At 41.6% G+C, this 19,691-nt stretch carries 22 protein-coding genes; 19 read left to right on the top strand and 3 right to left on the bottom strand.

Translation table 11 applies throughout. The features are described from left to right. The first annotated feature begins 136 nt into the window (after positions 1-136). The 7 genes from ychF to nlpD all read left to right on the top strand — a co-directional run bounded on the left by ychF (position 137) and on the right by nlpD (position 5,751). Entirely contained in the window at positions 137-1,228 is a 1,092-nt protein-coding gene (gene ychF / locus DDU33_RS01060; RefSeq protein ID WP_108922601.1) for a redox-regulated ATPase YchF, read from the top strand. A gap of 163 nt (positions 1,229-1,391) precedes the next feature. Next, positions 1,392-2,405, top strand: a complete 1,014-nt coding sequence (gene truD / locus DDU33_RS01055) for a tRNA pseudouridine(13) synthase TruD (RefSeq protein ID WP_108922599.1) — start codon at positions 1,392-1,394, stop codon at positions 2,403-2,405. A 9-nt stretch (positions 2,406-2,414) separates the two neighbouring features. Next, entirely contained in the window at positions 2,415-3,191 is a 777-nt protein-coding gene (gene surE / locus DDU33_RS01050) for a 5'/3'-nucleotidase SurE (RefSeq protein WP_108922597.1), read from the top strand. A 16-nt stretch (positions 3,192-3,207) separates the two neighbouring features. Next, entirely contained in the window at positions 3,208-3,792 is a 585-nt protein-coding gene (locus DDU33_RS01045; protein WP_005817983.1) for a YqaA family protein, read from the top strand. 20 nt (positions 3,793-3,812) lie between these two features. Then, positions 3,813-4,295, top strand: coding sequence for a LysM peptidoglycan-binding domain-containing protein (locus DDU33_RS01040; RefSeq protein WP_005817985.1), 483 nt, complete (start codon positions 3,813-3,815; stop codon positions 4,293-4,295). Positions 4,296-4,307: 12 nt separating this feature from the next. Further along, positions 4,308-4,505, top strand: coding sequence for a putative periplasmic lipoprotein (locus tag DDU33_RS01035; protein WP_108922595.1), 198 nt, complete (start codon positions 4,308-4,310; stop codon positions 4,503-4,505). A 16-nt stretch (positions 4,506-4,521) separates the two neighbouring features. After that, positions 4,522-5,751 carry a murein hydrolase activator NlpD gene (gene nlpD, locus DDU33_RS01030; protein ID WP_108922593.1) on the top strand — a complete coding sequence of 410 codons (1,230 nt, stop codon included), beginning with the start codon at positions 4,522-4,524 and terminating at the stop codon, positions 5,749-5,751. Positions 5,752-5,811: 60 nt separating this feature from the next. Here the strand turns inward: nlpD and DDU33_RS01025 are convergent, their stop codons facing one another. Next, positions 5,812-6,393, bottom strand: coding sequence for an NAD(P)H-dependent oxidoreductase (locus DDU33_RS01025; RefSeq protein WP_108922591.1), 582 nt, complete (start codon positions 6,391-6,393; stop codon positions 5,812-5,814). 184 nt (positions 6,394-6,577) lie between these two features. On the opposite strand from DDU33_RS01025, the gene napF reads away from it, so the two are divergent. From napF to DDU33_RS00990, 7 genes are all read left to right on the top strand, one after another. Beyond that, positions 6,578-7,102: a ferredoxin-type protein NapF gene (gene napF, locus DDU33_RS01020; RefSeq protein WP_108922588.1), complete on the top strand. Its 525-nt coding sequence runs from the start codon at positions 6,578-6,580 to the stop codon at positions 7,100-7,102. Then, entirely contained in the window at positions 7,102-7,365 is a 264-nt protein-coding gene (locus DDU33_RS01015; RefSeq protein WP_108925209.1) for a chaperone NapD, read from the top strand. The genes napF and DDU33_RS01015 overlap by 1 nt, the downstream gene beginning before the upstream one ends. A gap of 90 nt (positions 7,366-7,455) precedes the next feature. Further along, the gene (gene napA / locus DDU33_RS01010) at positions 7,456-9,963 is read left to right on the top strand and encodes a nitrate reductase catalytic subunit NapA (protein ID WP_108922586.1); all 2,508 of its coding nucleotides are present in this window, start codon (positions 7,456-7,458) and stop codon (positions 9,961-9,963) included. A 128-nt stretch (positions 9,964-10,091) separates the two neighbouring features. Next, positions 10,092-10,997: a ferredoxin-type protein NapG gene (gene napG, locus DDU33_RS01005; protein WP_108922584.1), complete on the top strand. Its 906-nt coding sequence runs from the start codon at positions 10,092-10,094 to the stop codon at positions 10,995-10,997. Continuing rightward, the gene (gene napH, locus DDU33_RS01000; protein WP_108922582.1) at positions 10,998-11,891 is read left to right on the top strand and encodes a quinol dehydrogenase ferredoxin subunit NapH; all 894 of its coding nucleotides are present in this window, start codon (positions 10,998-11,000) and stop codon (positions 11,889-11,891) included. Positions 11,892-12,004: 113 nt separating this feature from the next. Then, positions 12,005-12,430 (top strand): nitrate reductase cytochrome c-type subunit, encoded by a 426-nt coding sequence (locus DDU33_RS00995; protein WP_108922579.1) that lies wholly within the window; start codon positions 12,005-12,007, stop codon positions 12,428-12,430. 11 nt (positions 12,431-12,441) lie between these two features. Next, on the top strand, positions 12,442-13,053 hold the full coding sequence (locus DDU33_RS00990; RefSeq protein WP_108922577.1) for a cytochrome c3 family protein: 612 nt from the start codon (positions 12,442-12,444) through the stop codon (positions 13,051-13,053). Between the two features lie 84 nt (positions 13,054-13,137). Here DDU33_RS00990 and DDU33_RS00985 read toward each other — a convergent pair whose 3' ends face one another. Continuing rightward, on the bottom strand, positions 13,138-14,067 hold the full coding sequence (locus tag DDU33_RS00985; protein ID WP_108922575.1) for a mechanosensitive ion channel family protein: 930 nt from the start codon (positions 14,065-14,067) through the stop codon (positions 13,138-13,140). A gap of 95 nt (positions 14,068-14,162) precedes the next feature. Between DDU33_RS00985 and rluC the strand changes: the two genes are divergently transcribed. Genes rluC through dapE form a run of 4 tightly spaced genes read left to right on the top strand, consistent with a single transcriptional unit; the run spans position 14,163 to position 17,467 of the window. Beyond that, the gene (rluC, locus tag DDU33_RS00980) at positions 14,163-15,125 is read left to right on the top strand and encodes a 23S rRNA pseudouridine(955/2504/2580) synthase RluC (protein ID WP_108922573.1); all 963 of its coding nucleotides are present in this window, start codon (positions 14,163-14,165) and stop codon (positions 15,123-15,125) included. Next, positions 15,125-15,970, top strand: a complete 846-nt coding sequence (folP, locus tag DDU33_RS00975; protein WP_108922571.1) for a dihydropteroate synthase — start codon at positions 15,125-15,127, stop codon at positions 15,968-15,970. Before rluC ends, folP begins: the two co-directional genes overlap by 1 nt. 14 nt (positions 15,971-15,984) lie before the next feature. Then, positions 15,985-16,332 (top strand): ArsC family reductase, encoded by a 348-nt coding sequence (locus DDU33_RS00970; RefSeq protein WP_108922569.1) that lies wholly within the window; start codon positions 15,985-15,987, stop codon positions 16,330-16,332. A gap of 1 nt (position 16,333) precedes the next feature. After that, entirely contained in the window at positions 16,334-17,467 is a 1,134-nt protein-coding gene (gene dapE, locus DDU33_RS00965) for a succinyl-diaminopimelate desuccinylase (protein ID WP_108922567.1), read from the top strand. 73 nt (positions 17,468-17,540) lie between these two features. Here dapE and DDU33_RS00960 read toward each other — a convergent pair whose 3' ends face one another. After that, complete coding sequence (locus tag DDU33_RS00960; RefSeq protein WP_108922564.1) at positions 17,541-17,960, bottom strand: hypothetical protein; 420 nt, start codon at positions 17,958-17,960, stop codon at positions 17,541-17,543. A 245-nt stretch (positions 17,961-18,205) separates the two neighbouring features. Here DDU33_RS00960 and DDU33_RS00955 point away from each other — a divergent pair, with 245 nt between their 5' ends. Beyond that, positions 18,206-19,603, top strand: coding sequence for a cytochrome-c peroxidase (locus tag DDU33_RS00955; protein ID WP_108922561.1), 1,398 nt, complete (start codon positions 18,206-18,208; stop codon positions 19,601-19,603). Positions 19,604-19,691: the final 88 nt, after the last annotated feature.

Here is a 19,691-nt window from a genome sequence, read left to right as displayed (position 1 = left end):
ATTAACCGCTTGTTTAAAGGCAAGTAAGTAGGGGCGGGGTTTATCCCCGCCCGAAATCATATCAATATTTTAACGGGTGGGGATAACCCCCACCCCTACAAAAGTCATTTAAATAGATAATTTATAGGAAAATAAAATGGGATTTAAGTGTGGTATCGTCGGTTTACCTAACGTAGGTAAATCAACTCTTTTTAATGCATTAACCAAAGCTGGTATCGAAGCGGCAAACTATCCGTTCTGTACCATTGAACCAAATACAGGCGTTGTGCCTATGCCAGACCCTCGTTTAGATGCGTTGGCGGAAATCGTGAAACCAGAACGTGTATTGCCAACCACGATGGAATTTGTGGATATTGCAGGCTTAGTGGCAGGGGCGAGTAAAGGCGAAGGTTTAGGTAATAAATTCTTAGCGAACATTCGTGAAACTGATGCGATTGGTCACGTGGTGCGCTGTTTTGAGAACGATGACATTGTGCACGTTGCTGGCAAAATCAGCCCGCTTGATGATATCGAAGTGATCAATACAGAATTAGCCTTAGCGGATTTAGATAGCTGTGAACGTGCTATTCAACGTTTACAAAAACGTGCTAAAGGTGGCGACAAAGACGCTAAATTTGAGCTGTCAATTATGGAAAAAATCCTACCGACCTTAGAAGCCGGCGGTATGATCCGCTCTGTTGCGTTGGATAAAGATGAACTGCACGCTATCAAGGGCTATAACTTCTTAACTTTAAAGCCAACAATGTACATTGCTAATGTGAATGAAGACGGCTTTGAAAACAACCCTTATTTAGACCAAGTGCGTGAAATTGCGGCAAAAGAGAATGCGGTGGTTGTGCCAGTTTGTGCGGCGATTGAAGCAGAAATTGCCGAACTTGACGATGATGAAAAAATCGAGTTTTTACAAGATTTAGGCATTGAAGAACCGGGCTTAAACCGTGTCATTCGAGCAGGTTATAAGTTGTTGAACTTACAAACTTACTTCACTGCTGGTGTGAAAGAAGTGCGTGCTTGGACGGTATCTATTGGCGCAACGGCACCAAAAGCGGCTGCGGTAATCCATACTGACTTTGAGCGTGGTTTTATCCGTGCGGAAGTCATTGCTTATGAAGATTTTATTCAATTCAAAGGTGAGAACGGTGCCAAAGAAGCAGGCAAATGGCGTTTAGAGGGAAAAGAGTATATCGTTCAAGATGGCGATGTAATGCATTTCCGCTTTAACGTGTAATTCGCAAATTTCTATTAAAAAACAACCGCTTGTGAATAACAGGCGGTTGTTTTTTTATGTCTGAATAAATTTTTATTGTAATAAAGCGTAAAAGCCGGATTTTACCGTTTAAAATTAACGCATAACTGGTAGAATACAGCTTTTGTTTTTTTAAGAAAATATGATGAAATTAAGTTACCTTTTCGGCGAACCGGAACAAGCGGGCAGATTAAAAGCAGAATTTGCAGATTTTATTGTGAAAGAGGAATTAGGCTATCCGCTTGCGGGCGAAGGGGAATTCGTTGCAGTCAAAATTCGAAAGACCAATGCGAATACGCTTTTTGTTGGCGAAAAATTAGCAAAATTTGCCGGTATTTCTGATCGAGAAATGAGTTATGCCGGGTTGAAAGATCGACACGCTATTACCGAACAATGGTTTTGCTTGCATCTTGCCGGTAAAGAGACACCGGATTTTAGCCAGTTTGAATGTGAAGGCGTTGAAGTTCTGGAGGTTACTCGTCATAACCGCAAAATTCGAGTGGGCTCGCTTTGCGGGAACCATTTTGAGCTTTTACTTCGTGATGTGGTGGAAAGTGAGGAATTGACACAACGTTTAACAAAATTACAAGCGGTCGGATTTCCTAATTATTTTACGGAACAACGCTTTGGGCGTGATGGTCATAATCTTACCCAGGCTTTACGTTGGGCAAATGGCGAAATTCAGGTTAAAGATCGTAAGAAACGTAGTTTTTATCTTTCTGCTGCACGTAGCGAAATTTTTAATTTAATTGTCTCGCAACGTATTACGGATGATCTCATTCAGCAAGTTCAAGTCGGCGATTATTTGCAGCTATCTGGTTCGCATAGCTTTTTTGAAGTTAAATCTGATGAGTTAGCCAATTCACAAAGTCGATTAATGTCGGGTGATGTGCTTTTAACCGCACCATTAGTGGGCGAAAATTCATTAGATTTAGTCGCCAATGAGGCTGAAAAACAGATCATTGAACAGCACGTGAATTTAATTGCGTTGATGAAAAAAGAACGTGTTGGGCAGGCTCGCCGAGCGATGTTATGTAAACCTCAACAATTTAGTTGGGCATTTGAGCCGGAAGGTTTGCGTTTGGTATTCTTCTTAGAGGCAGGAAGTTATGCCACAGGGCTTGTGCGAGAGTTAATTCAATGTGCGGAAGACGCATAAAAGGATAATATGAACATTTTAATTAGTAATGATGATGGCATTAATGCTCAAGGTATCAAAACACTAGCAGCTGCTTTGCGTGAAGCTGGGCATCGTGTTACCGTGATTGCACCGGATCGTAATCGTTCCGCAGCCTCCAGTTGTTTGACTTTGACGGAGCCGTTGCGTGTTCATCAATTTGATGAATTTAATTATGCGGTAATTGCCGGTACACCGGCAGATTGCGTTCATTTAGCACTTAATGGGCTTTTCCCTAATGATTTCGATTTAGTGATTTCAGGGATTAACCATGGCGCAAATTTGGGCGATGATATTGTCTATTCCGGTACAGTTGCTGCGGCACTGGAAGGACGCCATCTTCCTTTACCTTGTTTAGCTGTCTCTTTGGTGGGTAGAAAGGGCGATGATAAGCATCACGGGCACTTATTTCGCAATAATCATTTTGAAACAGCGGCGAAAGTGGTTTTATCACTTTTACCTAAGCTACACAAAGATTTGATTAATCCTCGTGAAATTTTAAATATCAACGTGCCGGATTTACCTTATGAAAAACTGAACGGCGTTATGATTACCCGTCAAGGTAAGCGTTCTCAGGCGGCAGAAATTGTGAAAAGTCAAGACCCGCGTAATGGTGTCATTTATTGGTTAGGAGCAAATGGTGTGGCGATTGATGAAAGTGAAGGCACCGATTTTTATGCGATCAATAACGATTATGTGTCGATTACGCCTATTCAGGCAGATATGACTGCGCATCGTTCGCTAACAGATTTACAAGAAATTATTTAAGAAAGGCAAAAATTTTATGCAATTATTTGGTACAATTTATGACAAAACAATGGCGTGGTCAAAGCATCGTTATGCTTCATTTTGGCTAAGTTTTGTAAGCTTTATTGAAGCGATTTTCTTCCCGATTCCGCCGGATGTGATGTTAATCCCAATGTCGATGTCTAAACCGCAAAATGCGACAAAATATGCGATTTACACTACGATTGCCTCTGTGGTTGGTGGCGTGATTGGTTATTTTATTGGTTTATACGCCTTTGATTGGGTGCAAGGCTTTATTAGCGATTGGGGAATGCAAGCAAACTTTGATAAAGCAAAAGCGTGGTTTGAAACCTGGGGCGTGGCAGTTGTCTTTTTAGCCGGTTTTTCACCCATTCCTTTTAAAGTCTTTACGATTTGCGCCGGTGTGATGCAAATGGCATTCTTACCTTTTGTGCTTACGGCAGCGATTTCCCGTTTTGCTCGTTTTATTTTGGTGGCAAAACTTTCAGCATGGGGCGGTGAGAAATATGCTGAGAAAATTCGCCGTTCAATTGAATTGATTGGCTGGGGAACAATTATTTTAGCTGTTGTTGCCTACGCTATTTATGAATTAACTAAATAAATTTATTCAGGATTCTTAATATGAAAAAATCATTCTTTTTATTACCGCTTGTTGTTGCTTTTACTCTTGCAGGGTGTAACTCAACGAATTCTTCAGAAGTGGAAACGGCTTCTGATGCGGTAAATACAGCAAATATTTCAGGTGCGTGGCAACCTGCTGATATTCAGCCAACATCTATGCCTAGCTCAATGAATCAACCTGTTTCTCAGCCAACTTACGGTGCTTCTACAACACCAAGCTATAATACCTCGGCAAATTCAAGTTACAGCAACTCAACAGAGAGTATTGGGAATTGCCAAGTGATTAGAGATACATCAGGTACGCCGGTATATGCACAAATGACAAAAGGTTGTTATACCGATAGCACTTATACTGTGGGGGCACATGATACGCTTTATTTAATTTCATTCTTATCCGGCACATCACCAAGTCAGATTGCAAGTTTAAATAATATAAGCACCACAACGAAATTAAAAGTGGGACAATTGCTTCGAGTACGATAAGGAATTATAGTGATGAAAAAAATCGTGAGCTTATTTGTTTTATCAAGTGCTTTTTTAACCGCTTGTAGTTCATCAGAACAGCCTAAAACAGATGCTAATGAATTATCGCCAGGCGTTATGCAACCCGTAAATGGTTCTGGTGCAAGTGAAGGCAGCTTTGGATGGGAATCGGATATCCAATCAGCGCCAATGCCTTCGACAATGAAATAATATGAAAGGATAACGAATGAAGAAACATTTTTTACTTTTACCCCTTACCGCAATGATTTTAACCGCGTGTAGTTCAAATACTCCTGCGCCAGTTGTGAGCGCCTCTGATAGTACAGAACTATCTCCTGGCGTTATGCAACCTGTTTCAGGAACGGGCGCAGTAAGTAGCGGTGGGTGGCAATCAGCTGATATTCAACCAAGTAATATGCCGAGTTCTATGTCGGGAAGTATGCCGATGACGGCACCTTCTGTAACGAATCCTGTTATTACAGAACAACCAGAGCTACCAAAAACAACGACAAAAGTCGTTAAGAAAACTAAAACGGTACAAAAGAAAGTTGATCAGAATTTCGAAATTCCAAGAGATGCGAATAATGCCCCCGTATATAGCCAAATTCAAAAAGGGTTTTATGATGGCTCAACTTATACCGTCCGTAAAGGCGATACCATGTTCTTAATTGCTTATATTGTGGGTAAAGATGTTAAGGAAATTGCCGCATTAAATAATATGAGCGAACCTTATCAATTAACGGTAGGGCAAAAATTAAAAACTGGTAAATCAGGTACTGAAACAGTGACCGTAGAAGAAACCGTAACAGTTCCGGTTGAGCAGCCTAAAGTAACTTATCAACAAGGTGCAAATGGTACAGTTTATGCCTCTGATGGTAATGTAACTGGACCAGTAAAAGCAGGTGCGGGCTCTGATGCAGAAGTACGTGTACCAAATAGTGGCATTCGTGCTTCAGTTGGAACTGCACAAACAGCTACGATGGCAAGTACAGGTGTTGTTGCAAGTGCAGGTACAGTAAGCGCTGTTAAAGCAACATCACCAAGCTATTCTTCAAAATCTAATACGGCTTCAGCACCAGCTTCATCATTTAAATGGCAATGGCCAACCGCAGGACGAGTGGTTCAAGGTTTCTCTCCATCTGAAGGTGGAAACAAAGGGATTGATATTGCCGGAAGCAAAGGACAAGATGTTCGTGCCGCTGCGGATGGTAAAGTGGTTTACGCTGGAAACGCATTGGAAGGTTATGGTAATTTAATTATTATCAAACACAATGATGATTTCTTAAGTGCTTATGCTCACAATGATAGTATTAAAGTTGATGAGCAAGATAGTGTAAGAGCAGGTGAGAAAATCGCCACGCTAGGGAGCACAGGTACAACAAGTAACAAATTACACTTTGAAATTCGTTACAAAGGTAAATCTGTCGATCCAACACGTTATTTACCAAAACAATAATTTAAACCGCTCAAGCTAGAGCGGTATAATACCAAGACCTAACTCTGCTACTTTGCAGGGTTAGGTATTTTTCAATATAGATTTCGTTTTGAAACCGATCTCTTGTAGTAATTCCGGATAATCCGTTGTTGGTATCCCAACCCCACCTAAAAAATGCATTTGTACATTTTCAATGCCACAAAAGTTAAATAATCCGTTGCCGAGGGTGTCATCAAGGGATTTTAAAAAGCCTTTTTGTGCATATTTTTCATTAGTATTGCCCATCGTAACGAAATGTTGCATTTTCTTCCCTTTTAGCAAACCGATGCTTTCATTTTCCCCGTTTTTATAAGCAAATCCATAAGTTAAAACACGGTCTAAATAGCCTTTCAATATAGCCGGAAAGCCCATCCACCAAAGAGGGTAAATAAGGGTAATGAGATCAGCTTGTTGCCAGTATTGATGTTCCTGACTAACATCTTCCGCATAATTTCCACTAAAGGTTGCAAGGCATTCTTGCCAGCTTAGTGTTGAGTTAAATTCAAGATCATTTAAATCTCTTACGATAACGCTATGTGGCTCACTTGCTTTAATCACGCTATCTAAAATCGCCCGATTAAAACTGTTTGGATTAGGGTGTGCATAAATAATTAAGTGCTTCATATTTGTCCTAAATAAAAATGGTTTGCAACATTTTACCGCCTTATCGAAATTCACGCCATTCTTCTTTGATGAGTATCAATAAATCATCATTTAAAGAGAGAAATACCCCTTTATAGTGATGAAGAAAAATGAGGAAAAATTGGATAATAATAGCCGTTTAATTGGCATTAGTTTAGGTGATTAAGTGAGCAATCTTGCCGATCAAAAACTCCCTCGGCGTGCTTTTTTACAAGGGCAATTTTTAAATACGCTCAAAAAAGAACAAGTCCGCTTGCAAGGTTATGATGCAATTCTTCCTCCTTGGGCAAATCTTGCAATTTTTTTAGAAAAATGTACCGCTTGTCAGCAGTGTGTTACGGTTTGTGAAACACAAATTCTTAAACTCAGTGAGGCTGGCTTTCCTGAAATTGATTTCAGTAAAGGCGAATGTACGTTCTGCCAAAAATGTGTGGAAATCTGCCCTGAGCCGATTTTTCGAAGCACGGAAGAAGAGGCTTGGGCGCATAAGATTGAAGTTGCAAAAACGTGTTTACTTAACCAAAAAATCGAATGCCGAGCTTGCGGTGATTATTGTGAAAGTCGGGCAATTCGTTTTAAGCCGCAGTTAGGCGGTATTGCAAAATTAGAACTGGATTTAACCGCTTGCAACGGCTGTGGTGCTTGTATTGGTGTTTGCCCTGTTAGTGCGGTGAGAATATTGAGAGAATGATGAGTAATTTTGATTTAAACAAAAACTGGTATGTGTGCAGCCTTGTGGTGCAAGCTAAACCTGCAAAACTTGAGCAAGTTCAAGCAGATATTTTGAACATTCCGCACAGTGAAATTCACGGTGTGAAAGCAGAAGAAGGCAAGATTATCGTGACCATTGAAAGCGATAGACAACTTGCGCTAGCGGATAGAATTGATGAAGTAAAAGAAATTGATGGAGTGATTGTCGTTTCGTTAATTTCGAACTATCTCGATGAAAAATAATTGTGGGGATTTCGATCCTCCACTGCTATCAAAACGGACACACGCAGTGTGTCCCTAGCGGTTTAATTTTTAACTTAAGTGGGAAACATTATGGAACTTAATCGTAGAGATTTTATGAAAGCCAATGCGGCGATTGCAGCTGCTGCGGCTGCTGGTATGACGATCCCTGTGAAAAACGTCTATGCGGCTGATGATATGGGGATTAAGTGGGATAAAGCGCCGTGCCGTTTCTGTGGTACGGGCTGTAGCGTATTAGTGGGTACAAAAGATGGGCGTGTTGTGGCAACACAAGGCGACCCGGATGCAGAAGTAAACCGTGGTTTAAACTGTATTAAAGGCTATTTCTTATCCAAAATTATGTACGGTGCTGACCGTGTTCAAACGCCATTACTACGTATGAAAGACGGTAAATTCCACAAAGAAGGGGATTTTACACCGGTTTCTTGGGAGCAAGCCTTTACCATTATGGCAGATAAAATCAAAACGATTTTAAAAGAGAAAAAAGATCCGAATGCAATCGGTATGTTCTCTTCTGGTCAAACAACCATTTTTGAAGGCTATGCCAAAGTGAAACTTTGGAAAGGTGGTTTACGTTCAAATACCATTGACCCGAATGCACGTCACTGTATGGCTTCGGCAGCGGTTGCCTTTATGCGTACTTTTGGTATGGATGAACCGATGGGTTGCTATAACGACATTGAAAAAACCGATGCTTTTGTGCTTTGGGGCTCAAATATGGCGGAAATGCACCCAATTTTATGGAGCCGTATTTCTGACCGCCGTTTATCTGATGACAAAGTGAAAGTAGTCGTGATGTCCACCTTTGAGCATCGTTCTTTTGAACTGGCGGATACACCAATTATTTTTAAACCGCACTCAGATTTAGCTATTCTTAACTATATCGCCAACTACATTATCCAAAACGATAAAGTGAATTGGGATTTTGTGAATAAGCATACTAAATTCAAACGTGGCGAAACGGATATTGGTTATGGTTTACGTCCGGAACATCCGTTACAAAAAGCAGCGAAAAATGTGAAAACCGCAGGCAAAATGTATGACAGCGATTTCGAAGAATTCAAGAAAATTGTTGCGCCTTATACCTTAGAAAAAGCCCACGAAATTTCAGGGGTGCCAAAAGAGCAACTTGAAACATTAGCGAAAATGTATGCGGATCCGAACCAAAAATTAGTGTCATTCTGGACAATGGGCTTTAACCAACATACTCGTGGTGTATGGGTAAACCATATGGTGTATAACGTTCACTTACTCACAGGCAAAATTTCGTTAGAAGGTTGCGGTCCGTTCTCTCTAACAGGTCAGCCGTCTGCTTGTGGGACAGCGCGTGAAGTAGGGACTTTCGTACACCGTTTACCGGCGGATATGGTGGTGACAAATCCAAAACACGTAGAAATCGTAGAAACGGCGTGGAAATTACCGAAAGGCACGATTCCAACTAAACCAGGTTATCCTGCGGTAATGCAAAGCCGTATGTTAAAAGACAGCAAGATGAATTTCTTATGGCAGCTTTGTACCAACAATATGCAGGGTGGTCCAAACATTAACGAAGAGATTTTCCCAGGCTGGCGTAATCCAGACAACTTTATTGTTGTTTCTGATCCTTATCCGTCTGTAAGTGCGGTCGCGGCAGACTTAATTTTACCAACTTGTATGTGGGTAGAAAAAGAAGGGGCTTATGGTAATGCAGAACGCCGTACTCAATTCTGGCGTCAGCAAGTGAAAGGGCCGGGCGAGTCTCGTTCAGATTTATGGCAAATTGTTGAATTCTCTAAATACTTCAAAACAGAAGATGTGTGGAGCGAAGAGTTGTTAGCACAAATGCCTGAATATCGTGGCAAAACCCTTTACCAAGTACTTTACGAAAATGGCGAAGTCAATAAATTTGACACACCGAAAGATGTACCGGGCTATTTGAATGATGAAGCAGATCACTTCGGTTATTACTTACAAAAAGGTTTATTTGAAGAATACGCACAATTTGGTCGTGGACACGGACATGATTTAGCATCATTTGATACTTATCATCAAGTGCGTGGTTTACGTTGGCCTGTGGTAAAAGATGAAAAAACAGGCGAATTCAAAGAGACACTTTGGCGTTATCGTGAAGGCTATGACCCTTATGTAAAAGCAGGGGAAGGCGTAGCGTTCTACGGTTATCCGGATAAAAAAGCGATTATCTTAGGTGTGCCTTATGAAGGTCCGGCAGAAAGCCCGGATGAAGAATATGATTTATGGTTAAGCACAGGTCGTGTATTAGAGCATTGGCATACAGGCACAATGACTCGCCGTGTGCCTGAATTACATAAAGCGTTCCCAAATAATCTCTGTTGGATGCACCCAGCGGATGCGAAAAAACGTGGATTACGTCATGGCGATAAAGTGAAATTAATTACTCGTCGTGGCGAAATGATTACGCATTTGGATACGCGAGGTCGTAATAAATGTCCGGAAGGTTTAGTCTTTACAACGTTCTTTGACGCAGGGCAGTTAGCGAATAAATTAACATTAGATGCAACTGATCCAATTTCAGGCGAAACCGATTACAAAAAATGTGCGGTTAAAGTCGTGAAGGCGTAATAGCAAGTGCGGTCAAAATTGGCAAAATTTTTGAAAATTTAACCGCTTGTAGGGGCAAATCACATTTGCCCCAATGATGAAAGGGCGAAAAATGTTTCGCCCCTACAAAAATTACGCAGGATATGACGATGAAATTAGATCCAAACCGCCGCCAGTTTCTCAAAAATGCAACCAGAACAGCGGCAGGTGTCTGTGGGGTTGGTGTGATCTTAGGATTACAACAACACCAAGCGAATGCTAAAGAGGGCGTGGCACTTCGTCCCCCTGGGGCGTTGCCGGAAAGTGAATTTTTAGCTGCTTGTACACGGTGTGGTCAATGCGTACAGGCTTGTCCTTACGATATGTTGCATTTGGCAAGTTTGCTTTCACCAATGGAAGCCGGCACACCTTATTTTGTGGCTCGTGATAAGCCTTGTGAAATGTGCGTGGATATTCCTTGTATGAAGGCTTGTCCAAGTGGGGCATTAAGTGAGGAATTGAAAAACATTAATGACGCAAGAATGGGATTGGCGGTATTGCTCGACCACGAAACTTGTTTGAACTGGCAAGGCTTGCGTTGTGATGTATGTTATCGTGTTTGTCCTTTGGTGGATAAGGCGATTACCCTTGAGCGCATTCACAATGATCGCACAGGTATTCACGCCAAATTAATTCCAACCGTACATTCTGATGCTTGTACAGGTTGTGGAAAATGTGAGCAGGCCTGTGTGTTGGAAGAAGCCGCTATTAAGGTACTTCCAATGGATTTAGCCAAAGGTTTATTAGGGCGCCATTATCGACTGGGTTGGCAAGAAAAGCAAAATGCAGGCAAAGCGTTGTTGGAAGATCAACATCCAGATGGTTTACGTCCTGCCTTTGAGGCTCAAATGCCGGAAGGCAAATATGAACCGGTTTATCAGCCAATGCAAGTTCAGCCAAACCTTAAAGTGGCAACACCGAGCCGAGCAACGCAAGATTATGTGCCGAAATCAACAACGGTACCTGATGCCGAGCATTTCCCTAACTTAGACTTGAATATCAAAGGGGTGAAGTAAATGGTTGAAGTCAAAACTACGCCTAATCGCCCACAAGATGCAGGCTTAGAAGCGCGTCAGAAATTAGGCTGGTGGAGAGCTTATCGCTTTCTTATTTTACGCCGTTTAAGCCAACTGGCGATTATTGCGATGTTTTTAAGTGGGCCATTTTGGAATGTCTGGATCTTAAAAGGGAATTACAGTGCAAGTTTATTATTTGACGTTATTCCTTTAACGGATCCGCTCATTACCGCAGAAAGCCTTGCAACAGGCTATTTGCCTGAATGGAGTACGATTTTAGGGGCGTTAATCATCATCGCTTTTTATGCGCTGGTCGCAACTAAAGCCTTTTGCAGTTGGGTTTGTCCAATGAATATGGTAACCGATGCGGCAGCGTGGTTACGCCGAAAATTGGGTATTCGTCAGAGTGCAAAATTACCACGAGGGCTACGTTATGGCATTCTTGTGATGATTTTAGTAGGAAGTGCTATTTCAGGTACACTTTTGTGGGAATGGATCAACCCTGTTGCGGCATTGGGACGTGTTTTTGTCTTTGGCTTAGGCGCAACCCTATGGCTGGTGGCAATCGTATTCTTCTTTGATCTTTTCGTGGTCGAACACGGCTGGTGCGGACATCTTTGTCCAATCGGGGCAACTTATGCCTTAATTGGTCGCAAAGCCTTGATTAAAGTGAATGTGATTGATCGCAATCGCTGCGACCGCTGTATGGACTGCTACAATGTGTGTCCTGAACCACAAGTGTTACGCTTACCATTGCACGGCAAACCCGAAGATAGCCAAATTGTGTTATCCCAAGATTGCATCAGTTGCGGGCGTTGTATTGACGTCTGCCCTGAAAAGGTTTTTGCCTTTGGGAGCCGATTTGAGAAAGGGATTGATGTGAAAAATATTTGAACGTGAATGTTTAATGTAAGGGCCAATTACATTAGCCCCCAAAAAATAATTTATGTGAATGGGGCAAATGTCATTTTCCCCTACAAAAATAATTAAAAACGGAGTGAATTCCAATGAGAAAAATTTTAACCCTAATTTTGACCGCACTTGCAGGTGTTGCGGTGGCAAATACGCAAGTTGCAACGGATATAAACAACACGGCAGAAAGTGTTGCGCCGGCATTTACGAACCCTTATAAAGATGCAGGGAACATCCCGATTACCTTCCCTCATCAGCCACCGCTTGTGCCTCATAGCATTCGTGGTTTGCAGGTCACCAAAAATACCAACCAATGTTTAGGTTGCCATTCTCCAGAAGTGGCTCAAACGACAGGTGCAACACGTATTCCAGCAAGCCATTTTTTAGATCGTGATGGTAAACCTACAGAGGGCGCATCGCCTCGTCGTTACTTCTGTTTACAATGCCACGTGCAACAAACAGATGTAAACCCGATTATTCAAAACAAATTTGACACAATTCGCCAAACGCAAGGTAAATAAGGAGCAAAACAATGTTTAAAAAATTTTGGAATTGGTTTCGTACACCAAGCAAAATGGCGGCAGGAACAATTATTTTAATTTCAGCCATCGGCGGTATTTTAGCCTGGGGTGGTTTCAACAAAGGCTTAGAGTATACCAATACGGAGCAGTTCTGTTCTGATTGTCATATGAATGATGTGGTACCTGAATATCAAGCTTCTGTTCACTTCAGCAACCGTTCTGGTGTGAAAGCGATCTGTTCCGATTGCCACGTGCCACACGAATTTTTACCAAAATGGAAACGTAAAATTCAAGCTTCAACGGAAGTTTACGCACATTTCACCGGCAAAGTGGATACCAAAGAGAAGTTTGAAGCGCATCGTTTAGAAATGGCAGAACGTGAATGGGCGCGTATGAAAGCGAATAATTCACAAGAATGCCGTAACTGTCATAACTTCGATGATATGGACTTTACCCAACAAAAAACCGTGGCACAGCAAATGCACGCTATGGCTCAAGAGCAAAACAAAACCTGTATTGACTGCCACAAAGGGATTGCTCACAATCTTCCGCATATGGAGAAAGTTCAGAAATCGTTTATTCCTGAAGATATGATTGAGAAAAAAGAACCTGCTTCAAAATAAGATTTAGTAAGAAAAGTTAAGCGGTTGAATTTAACAGATTTTTTGCAAAATGTTTGTTAAATTCAACCGCTTGTTTATTTAAGATTAGTTATATTTTTTCTTTTCAAGAGCGATAGTTTCTTCGCTTGTGATATGAATATCCATTTGATTATATGGAATAGCAATGCCAGCTTCATCAAAGGCTAATTTCACATTTTCAGTAATACCCCAGTGAGCAGCCCAATAATCAGATGTATTTACCCAAGGTCGCACAACAAGCTGAACACTGTTTGCCGCTAAAGCACTAACAGCAATAACCGGTGCAGGATCTTTTAATACACGAGAATCATTTGCTAGGATATTCGCAACAATTGCTTTTGCCTTAGCAATATCAGCATCGTAAGAAATATCAAAAATAAAGTCGATTCGGCGTGTTTCATTGTCAGAATAGTTCACAATACTATCAGAGAACACTTTACCGTTTGGAATAAGTACCGTTTTATTATCGCCAGTACGAAGTTCTAACACTAATAAACCCATTTCTTCAACCGTACCACTCATGCCTCCTGTTTCGATCAAATCTCCTTTCTTGAAGGGTTTAAAGATCAATAACATGACGCCAGCTGCAAAGTTTTGTAACGAGTTTTGTAGTGATAAACCGATAGCTAAACCTGCTGCACCGATAAGAGCAACAAGGGAGCTTGTGTTGATCCCTAATTGAGATAACGAAGCAATCACGACAATCAGAAGTAATAAGAAGTAGCTAATTGAGCGAACGAAGCTTTGTAGCATTTCATCTTTAGTTGACGCGAGAGCCGCTTTACCGAGTAATTTACTGATAAGTTTCGCTAGCCACTTCCCAATAACAAAAATGGCAATGGCAAGTAAGATTTTTGTGCCATAAGGGATAATCCAATCATTGAGCATCGTATCGAAGTTCATTGAACTTACTTTATCGATAACTTTTTCTGTTTCCGCAACAACATCAACGTGTTGCGCAGCTTCTGCCGCTTTTTCTGTCGTTTGTCCTGACATTTGATTTCCTCATTAAATGAATAATTACCCCGAAGCCGAGGCGTTTGTGTTAAAATTTAAGGCAATATTTTACCTTAAATAATGTTTGTAATGTAATGACAACAGAAAAAGTAATTAGTGCCCAAGTTCAATTCTTTTCTATTTCAGAAGATGAAGCTGGGCAACGTTTAGATAACTTCTTACTCGCCAAGCTCAAGGGCGTGCCAAAAAGCTTGATTTACCGCATTGTGCGTAAAGGCGAAGTGCGAGTAAACAAAGGGCGGATTAAACCCGAATATAAGTTGCAAGCAGACGATATTGTACGAGTGCCGCCTGTGCGTGTGGCAGAAAAAAATGAAGCCCCGATTTCGACCAAACTCAACAAAGTCGCCGAGCTTGAACATCAAATTCTTTATGAAGATGATGTAATGTTAGTGATTAACAAACCGTCTGGCATTGCTGTTCACGGCGGTAGCGGTTTAAGTTTCGGTGTGATTGAAGCCTTACGAGCGTTACGCCCACAAGCCCGTTTTTTAGAGTTAGTTCACCGTATCGACCGAGATACCTCGGGGCTATTATTAGTGGCGAAAAAACGTTCCGCATTGCGTAATTTGCACGAACAATTGCGTGAGAAAGTTGTACAAAAAGATTATCTTGCACTCGTACGTGGGCAGTGGCAATCGCACGTTAAAGTGATTAAAGCACCGCTATTGAAAAACGAATTAGCCAGTGGCGAACGCATTGTACGAGTGAGCGAAGAAGGCAAACCGTCCGAAACTCGATTTGTGATTGAAGAACGTTATCCGACAGCGACTTTAGTCAAGGCTTCGCCTGTGACAGGTAGAACGCACCAAATCCGTGTGCATACTCAATACGCAGGACACCCGATTGCCCTTGATGACAAATATGGCGATCGTGAATTTGACCAAAAAATGCAACAAGCGGGTTTAAACCGTCTATTTTTACACGCCCATTCTATTCGCTTTGTTCACCCGAAAACGGGAGAAGAAATGGTCGTGACAGCACCGTTGGATAAACAACTGAAAGCCGTGTTGGCGAAGTTGAGAGCGGAGAAATAATGCAAATAAATTACAAAAATTTCCAAGGATCTGACCGCTTGTTAGATCTCACTTCCCCGAAAATTATGGGGATTTTGAATTTTACCCCTGATTCGTTCTCCGATTCGGGTAAATTTTTTACCCTTGATAAAGCGTTGTTTCAAGTGGAGAAAATGCTCAATGACGGGGCGGATATTATTGATATTGGTGGCGAGTCCACCCGTTCGAATGCGGAAATCGTTACCCTTGAGCAAGAGTTGGAACGGGTTGTGCCGTTGGTTGAAGCCGTTCGCAAGCGGTTTGATTGCTTGATTTCGGTGGATAGCTCAAAGGCGGAAGTGTTTCGTCAATCAGCTTTAGTCGGGGCGGATATTCTTAATGATGTTCGTGCGTTACAAGAGCCGAACGCCTTAGAAACTGCCGTAGAATTAGGCTTGCCTGTTTGTTTAATGCATATGCAAGGCACACCGCAAAATATGCAACAAAATCCTGAGTATGATGATGTGGTTGAAGACGTGGCGGATTTTCTCAACCAACGCATTTTTGCTTGCACAATGGCTGGCATTCCCAAAGAGCATATTATTTTAGATGTCGGCTTTGGTTTTGGTAAAACGGTGCAACATAATTATCAACTGCTAAAACATCTAAATGCCTTTGTCGCTTCGGGCTATCCCGTGTTAGCCGGGCTTTCCCGTAAGTCGATGATCGGCAATGTGATCAACAAACCAGTCGATCAACGTGTCGCAGGCAGTGTCGCAGGAGCATTGCTTGCAGTACAAAATGGGGCGAAGATCGTGCGAGTTCACGATGTAGCAGAAACTGCGGACGCCTTGAAAGTCTGGCAAGCGATGAATGAATGTGAATAAAAAAGGAAGATAAAATGACAAAAATCTACGGCATTAAAAACTGTGATACCGTGAAAAAAGCGATCAAATGGCTTGCGGATAACAACCTAGACCCACAACTTCACGACTACCGTGTTGATGGCTTAGATCCTGCTTGTCTGGCTGAAATGGCAGAGAAATTTGGCTGGGAAAACTTAGTCAATAAACGTAGCACCACTTGGCGTGGGCTTGATGATGAAATTAAAAATAATCTCAACAAAGAGCTGGCATTAAAGGTGTTAAACGAACAGCCAACCTTAATTAAACGCCCGATTGTGATTGCCGATAATGTGGCGTTGATAGGATTTAATGAAGCAGAATATAAGAAAGCATTTGGAAAATAAGATGAAAAATCAAATTATTTTACTCGCCCAAGCCCTTATCCAACGTAAATCTATCAGCCCGAATGATGAAGGTTGCCAACAACTGATTGCCGAACGGCTACAAGCGGTCGGATTTAAGCTGGAATGGTTGCCTTTTGGCGATACCTTAAATTTATGGGCAACCCACGGCGAAGGCGAACCTTGCCTTGCCTTTGCAGGACATACTGACGTTGTCCCTGAAGGCGATGAAAGTCAATGGACTTATCCGCCGTTTTCCGCTGACATTGTCGATGATATGCTCTACGGGCGTGGGGCGGCGGATATGAAAGGGTCTTTAGCGGCAATGGTGATCGCTTGTGAAACCTTTGTGAAAAACAACCCGAACCATCAGGGCAAAATTGCCTTGCTTATCACGTCAGACGAAGAAGCCGCTGCCAAAGACGGCACGGTGAAAGTGGTGGAAACCTTAATGCAACGCCAAGAGCCGATCCACTATTGCGTAGTGGGTGAGCCGTCCAGCACCAAACAGCTTGGCGATGTGGTGAAAAACGGTCGCCGTGGTTCGATTACCGCCAATCTTTATATTGAAGGCATTCAAGGACACGTCGCCTATCCCCATTTAGCCGAAAATCCTGTTCATACGGCTCTACCATTTTTAAGCGAACTGACCGCTTACCAATGGGATAACGGCAACGAATTTTTCCCACCGACAAGTTTACAAATTGCCAATATCAAAGCCGGTACAGGCAGTAATAACGTGATCCCGGGCGAGCTTTATGTGCAGTTCAATTTACGTTATTGCACCGAAGTGAATGATGAAATCATCAAAAACAAAGTTGCCGAAATGTTGCAAAAACACGGATTAAAACATCGAATTGAGTGGAATTTGTCGGGAAAACCGTTTTTAGCAGGCAACGGAAAACTGGTTCAAGCCACGATACAAGCGGTCGAAAACGTGACACAAATTACACCGAAGCTAGACACTGGCGGCGGCACATCAGACGGACGTTTTATCGCCTTAATGGGTGCAGAAGTGGTTGAGTTTGGTCCAATCAACCAAACCATTCATAAAGTGAACGAATGTGTGAACGTGAATGATTTGGGCAAATGTGGTGAAGTGTATTACCAGATTGCTCAGAAGATTTTAGCATTGTAAATGGATTAATCATTGTAGGGGAGGTCTTACCCCCCCTACATTTTTTACTGATTGTTCTCGTTCTGTATTCAAATTAATACCAGTTGTTTTGTGTCACAGCCGTAGAAACATTCGTGACCATATTTGTTCCTGTATCAATTTTCACACGAAGCTGCTTCACATTTTTATTCTCCTGAATTGGCGATACTAATTTCCCAGAACCAAAAACGATTGCTAATGGCAATGTAATCGGAAACATTGCAACAGGTGTATAGTTCATATGTTTATCATAAGACTCATAGAACCAAATTTCGCTCAGATCAGACTGCTGTTGTGTAATTTTTGTGGGTTCCCCCATAATTTCTCTTACTTGGTTTTTGGTTGTTTTGTTCGCAATAATTTTGCTCTCAATGGAATTTAATGTCTGTTCGCGTAATTTTGTACTACCTTCGTGAGTAACTGAGCAACCGACTGTAGTCAAAGCTAACATTAAGCAGAGGATTGTCTTTTTCATTTACATTATTCCTTAAATTAAGATAGGTTAAAAACCAACTTAATTGTACAAAAAAAAAACAAGATGCAATCAAGATTTAATTGACTAACATTAAATTGAACGCCTAAAAAATATCCAGAGATAAACGAAAGATTTTAACGATTATTCAAATAGTATTTATAAATTAAATCTATTGAATTAGATCAAAATAACCGTAGTTTTTTATGGGGATAATATATCCGCTTTTACTTTATGGAGTATTACCAATGAAAAAACTACTATTATCAGCGATTGCCTTGGGCATTGCTGGATTTTTAGGGGTGGTTGGGTATGTACATACCTTTGACCAAGAGCAAGCAGCAAAACTACTTGCACAAACTAATTTTAGTGGCAAACAGCAAGAAGTGGCGAAAGTTTTTTTTGAAAATGGCTGTCAGTATTGTCACAGCCCTAATGCAGAAATGCCTTTTTATGCCAAAATTCCTGGTGTAAGTTCAATGATGGAAAACGATGTTGCAACAGGCAACCGCTTTTTCCGTTTGGATAAAATGTTAGAAGGAATGAAAGATCCTGCTAAATTATCTGAAGCGGATCTGGCTAAATTAGAAACGGTGTTACGCAACGATACAATGCCAATTGCGAGCTTTATTCATATTCACTGGGGTTCTCGTCCTGATGAACAGGAAAAGCAAACGGTGCTTGATTGGATCCATCAACAGCGTGCAGCGCATTTTGTGCCAAAAAATACGGCTGGAGTTGATCCAACTCGTTTAGTCCAACCTATTCCTGATGCATTAGCCACAGATCCTCGCAAGGTTGCTTTAGGGGACAAAATCTACCACGATGGACGTTTATCAGGCGATGGTACTGTGGCTTGTAGCAACTGCCACCAATTAGATAAAGGCGGTGTAGATAGGTTAACCACATCAACGGGTATTCGTGGGCAAAAAGGTGGTATCAATGCCCCAACCGTGTATAACGCAGCCTTTAACCATTTACAATTCTGGGATGGTCGAGCGAAAGATTTAGCGGATCAAGCAAAAGGCCCACCGCTTAACCCTGTCGAAATGGGTTCGCATAGTTTTGATGAAATTTTAGCGAAATTCAAACAAGATCACGCCTTTATGCAAGAGTTCTTAGCGGCTTATCCTGAATTAACCGCAGAAACTTTAACAGATGCTATTGCAGAATTTGAGAAAACTTTGATCACACCAAATAGTGCTTTCGACAAATTCTTAAAAGGCGATCAAAATGCCTTGAATGATGCACAAAAACGTGGTTATGAGGCATTTAAAGCAGCGAAATGTGACACTTGCCATACAGGTAGCGCAATGGGTGGACAATCTTTTGAATATATGGGCTTATATGATGATTATTTCAAAGCGCGTGGCACACCGATTACCGCTGATGACCATGGTCGTTTCTCACAAACTAAAGATCCTGCCGATATGCATCGCTTCAAAGTACCAACCTTGCGTAATGTGGCTTTAACCGCCCCTTATATGCACGATGGTAGCGTTAAGGGCTTAAAAGAAGCTGTTCGAGTAATGGCTCACTATCAAAGTGGTAAAATCTTAACCGATCAAGAGTTGAATGATATTACCTTCTTCCTAGATGCCTTGACTGGTGAATATCAGGGTAAAGTATTAACTCGTCAAGAGTAATTTCTATTCTCTTCATACATTATCAAGAAGCTCGGTATTTGCCGAGCTTTCTTTTTGCTATAATGGCTCATCTCTTATTACAAGCGGT

The organism is Actinobacillus porcitonsillarum, assembly GCF_003101015.1.
GTDB lineage: Bacteria > Pseudomonadota > Gammaproteobacteria > Enterobacterales > Pasteurellaceae > Haemophilus_A > Haemophilus_A porcitonsillarum.
This window is presented reverse-complemented; position numbering and strand designations above follow the sequence as displayed.

Coding starts and splice junctions, on each gene's coding strand:
- DDU33_RS01035 (WP_108922595.1), top strand. CDS start 4,308: ATGAAAAAAATCGTGAGCTTATTTGTTTTATCAAGTGCTTTTTTAACC.
- folP (WP_108922571.1), top strand. CDS start 15,125: ATGCAAATAAATTACAAAAATTTCCAAGGATCTGACCGCTTGTTAGAT.
- napG (WP_108922584.1), top strand. CDS start 10,092: ATGAAATTAGATCCAAACCGCCGCCAGTTTCTCAAAAATGCAACCAGA.
- DDU33_RS01045 (WP_005817983.1), top strand. CDS start 3,208: ATGCAATTATTTGGTACAATTTATGACAAAACAATGGCGTGGTCAAAG.
- DDU33_RS00955 (WP_108922561.1), top strand. CDS start 18,206: ATGAAAAAACTACTATTATCAGCGATTGCCTTGGGCATTGCTGGATTT.
- nlpD (WP_108922593.1), top strand. CDS start 4,522: ATGAAGAAACATTTTTTACTTTTACCCCTTACCGCAATGATTTTAACC.
- surE (WP_108922597.1), top strand. CDS start 2,415: ATGAACATTTTAATTAGTAATGATGATGGCATTAATGCTCAAGGTATC.
- DDU33_RS00985 (WP_108922575.1), bottom strand. CDS start 14,067: ATGTCAGGACAAACGACAGAAAAAGCGGCAGAAGCTGCGCAACACGTT.
- DDU33_RS00990 (WP_108922577.1), top strand. CDS start 12,442: ATGTTTAAAAAATTTTGGAATTGGTTTCGTACACCAAGCAAAATGGCG.
- DDU33_RS01040 (WP_005817985.1), top strand. CDS start 3,813: ATGAAAAAATCATTCTTTTTATTACCGCTTGTTGTTGCTTTTACTCTT.
- DDU33_RS00960 (WP_108922564.1), bottom strand. CDS start 17,960: ATGAAAAAGACAATCCTCTGCTTAATGTTAGCTTTGACTACAGTCGGT.
- DDU33_RS01025 (WP_108922591.1), bottom strand. CDS start 6,393: ATGAAGCACTTAATTATTTATGCACACCCTAATCCAAACAGTTTTAAT.
- DDU33_RS00995 (WP_108922579.1), top strand. CDS start 12,005: ATGAGAAAAATTTTAACCCTAATTTTGACCGCACTTGCAGGTGTTGCG.
- truD (WP_108922599.1), top strand. CDS start 1,392: ATGAAATTAAGTTACCTTTTCGGCGAACCGGAACAAGCGGGCAGATTA.
- DDU33_RS00970 (WP_108922569.1), top strand. CDS start 15,985: ATGACAAAAATCTACGGCATTAAAAACTGTGATACCGTGAAAAAAGCG.
- napH (WP_108922582.1), top strand. CDS start 10,998: ATGGTTGAAGTCAAAACTACGCCTAATCGCCCACAAGATGCAGGCTTA.
- dapE (WP_108922567.1), top strand. CDS start 16,334: ATGAAAAATCAAATTATTTTACTCGCCCAAGCCCTTATCCAACGTAAA.
- napA (WP_108922586.1), top strand. CDS start 7,456: ATGGAACTTAATCGTAGAGATTTTATGAAAGCCAATGCGGCGATTGCA.
- DDU33_RS01015 (WP_108925209.1), top strand. CDS start 7,102: ATGAGTAATTTTGATTTAAACAAAAACTGGTATGTGTGCAGCCTTGTG.
- rluC (WP_108922573.1), top strand. CDS start 14,163: ATGACAACAGAAAAAGTAATTAGTGCCCAAGTTCAATTCTTTTCTATT.
- ychF (WP_108922601.1), top strand. CDS start 137: ATGGGATTTAAGTGTGGTATCGTCGGTTTACCTAACGTAGGTAAATCA.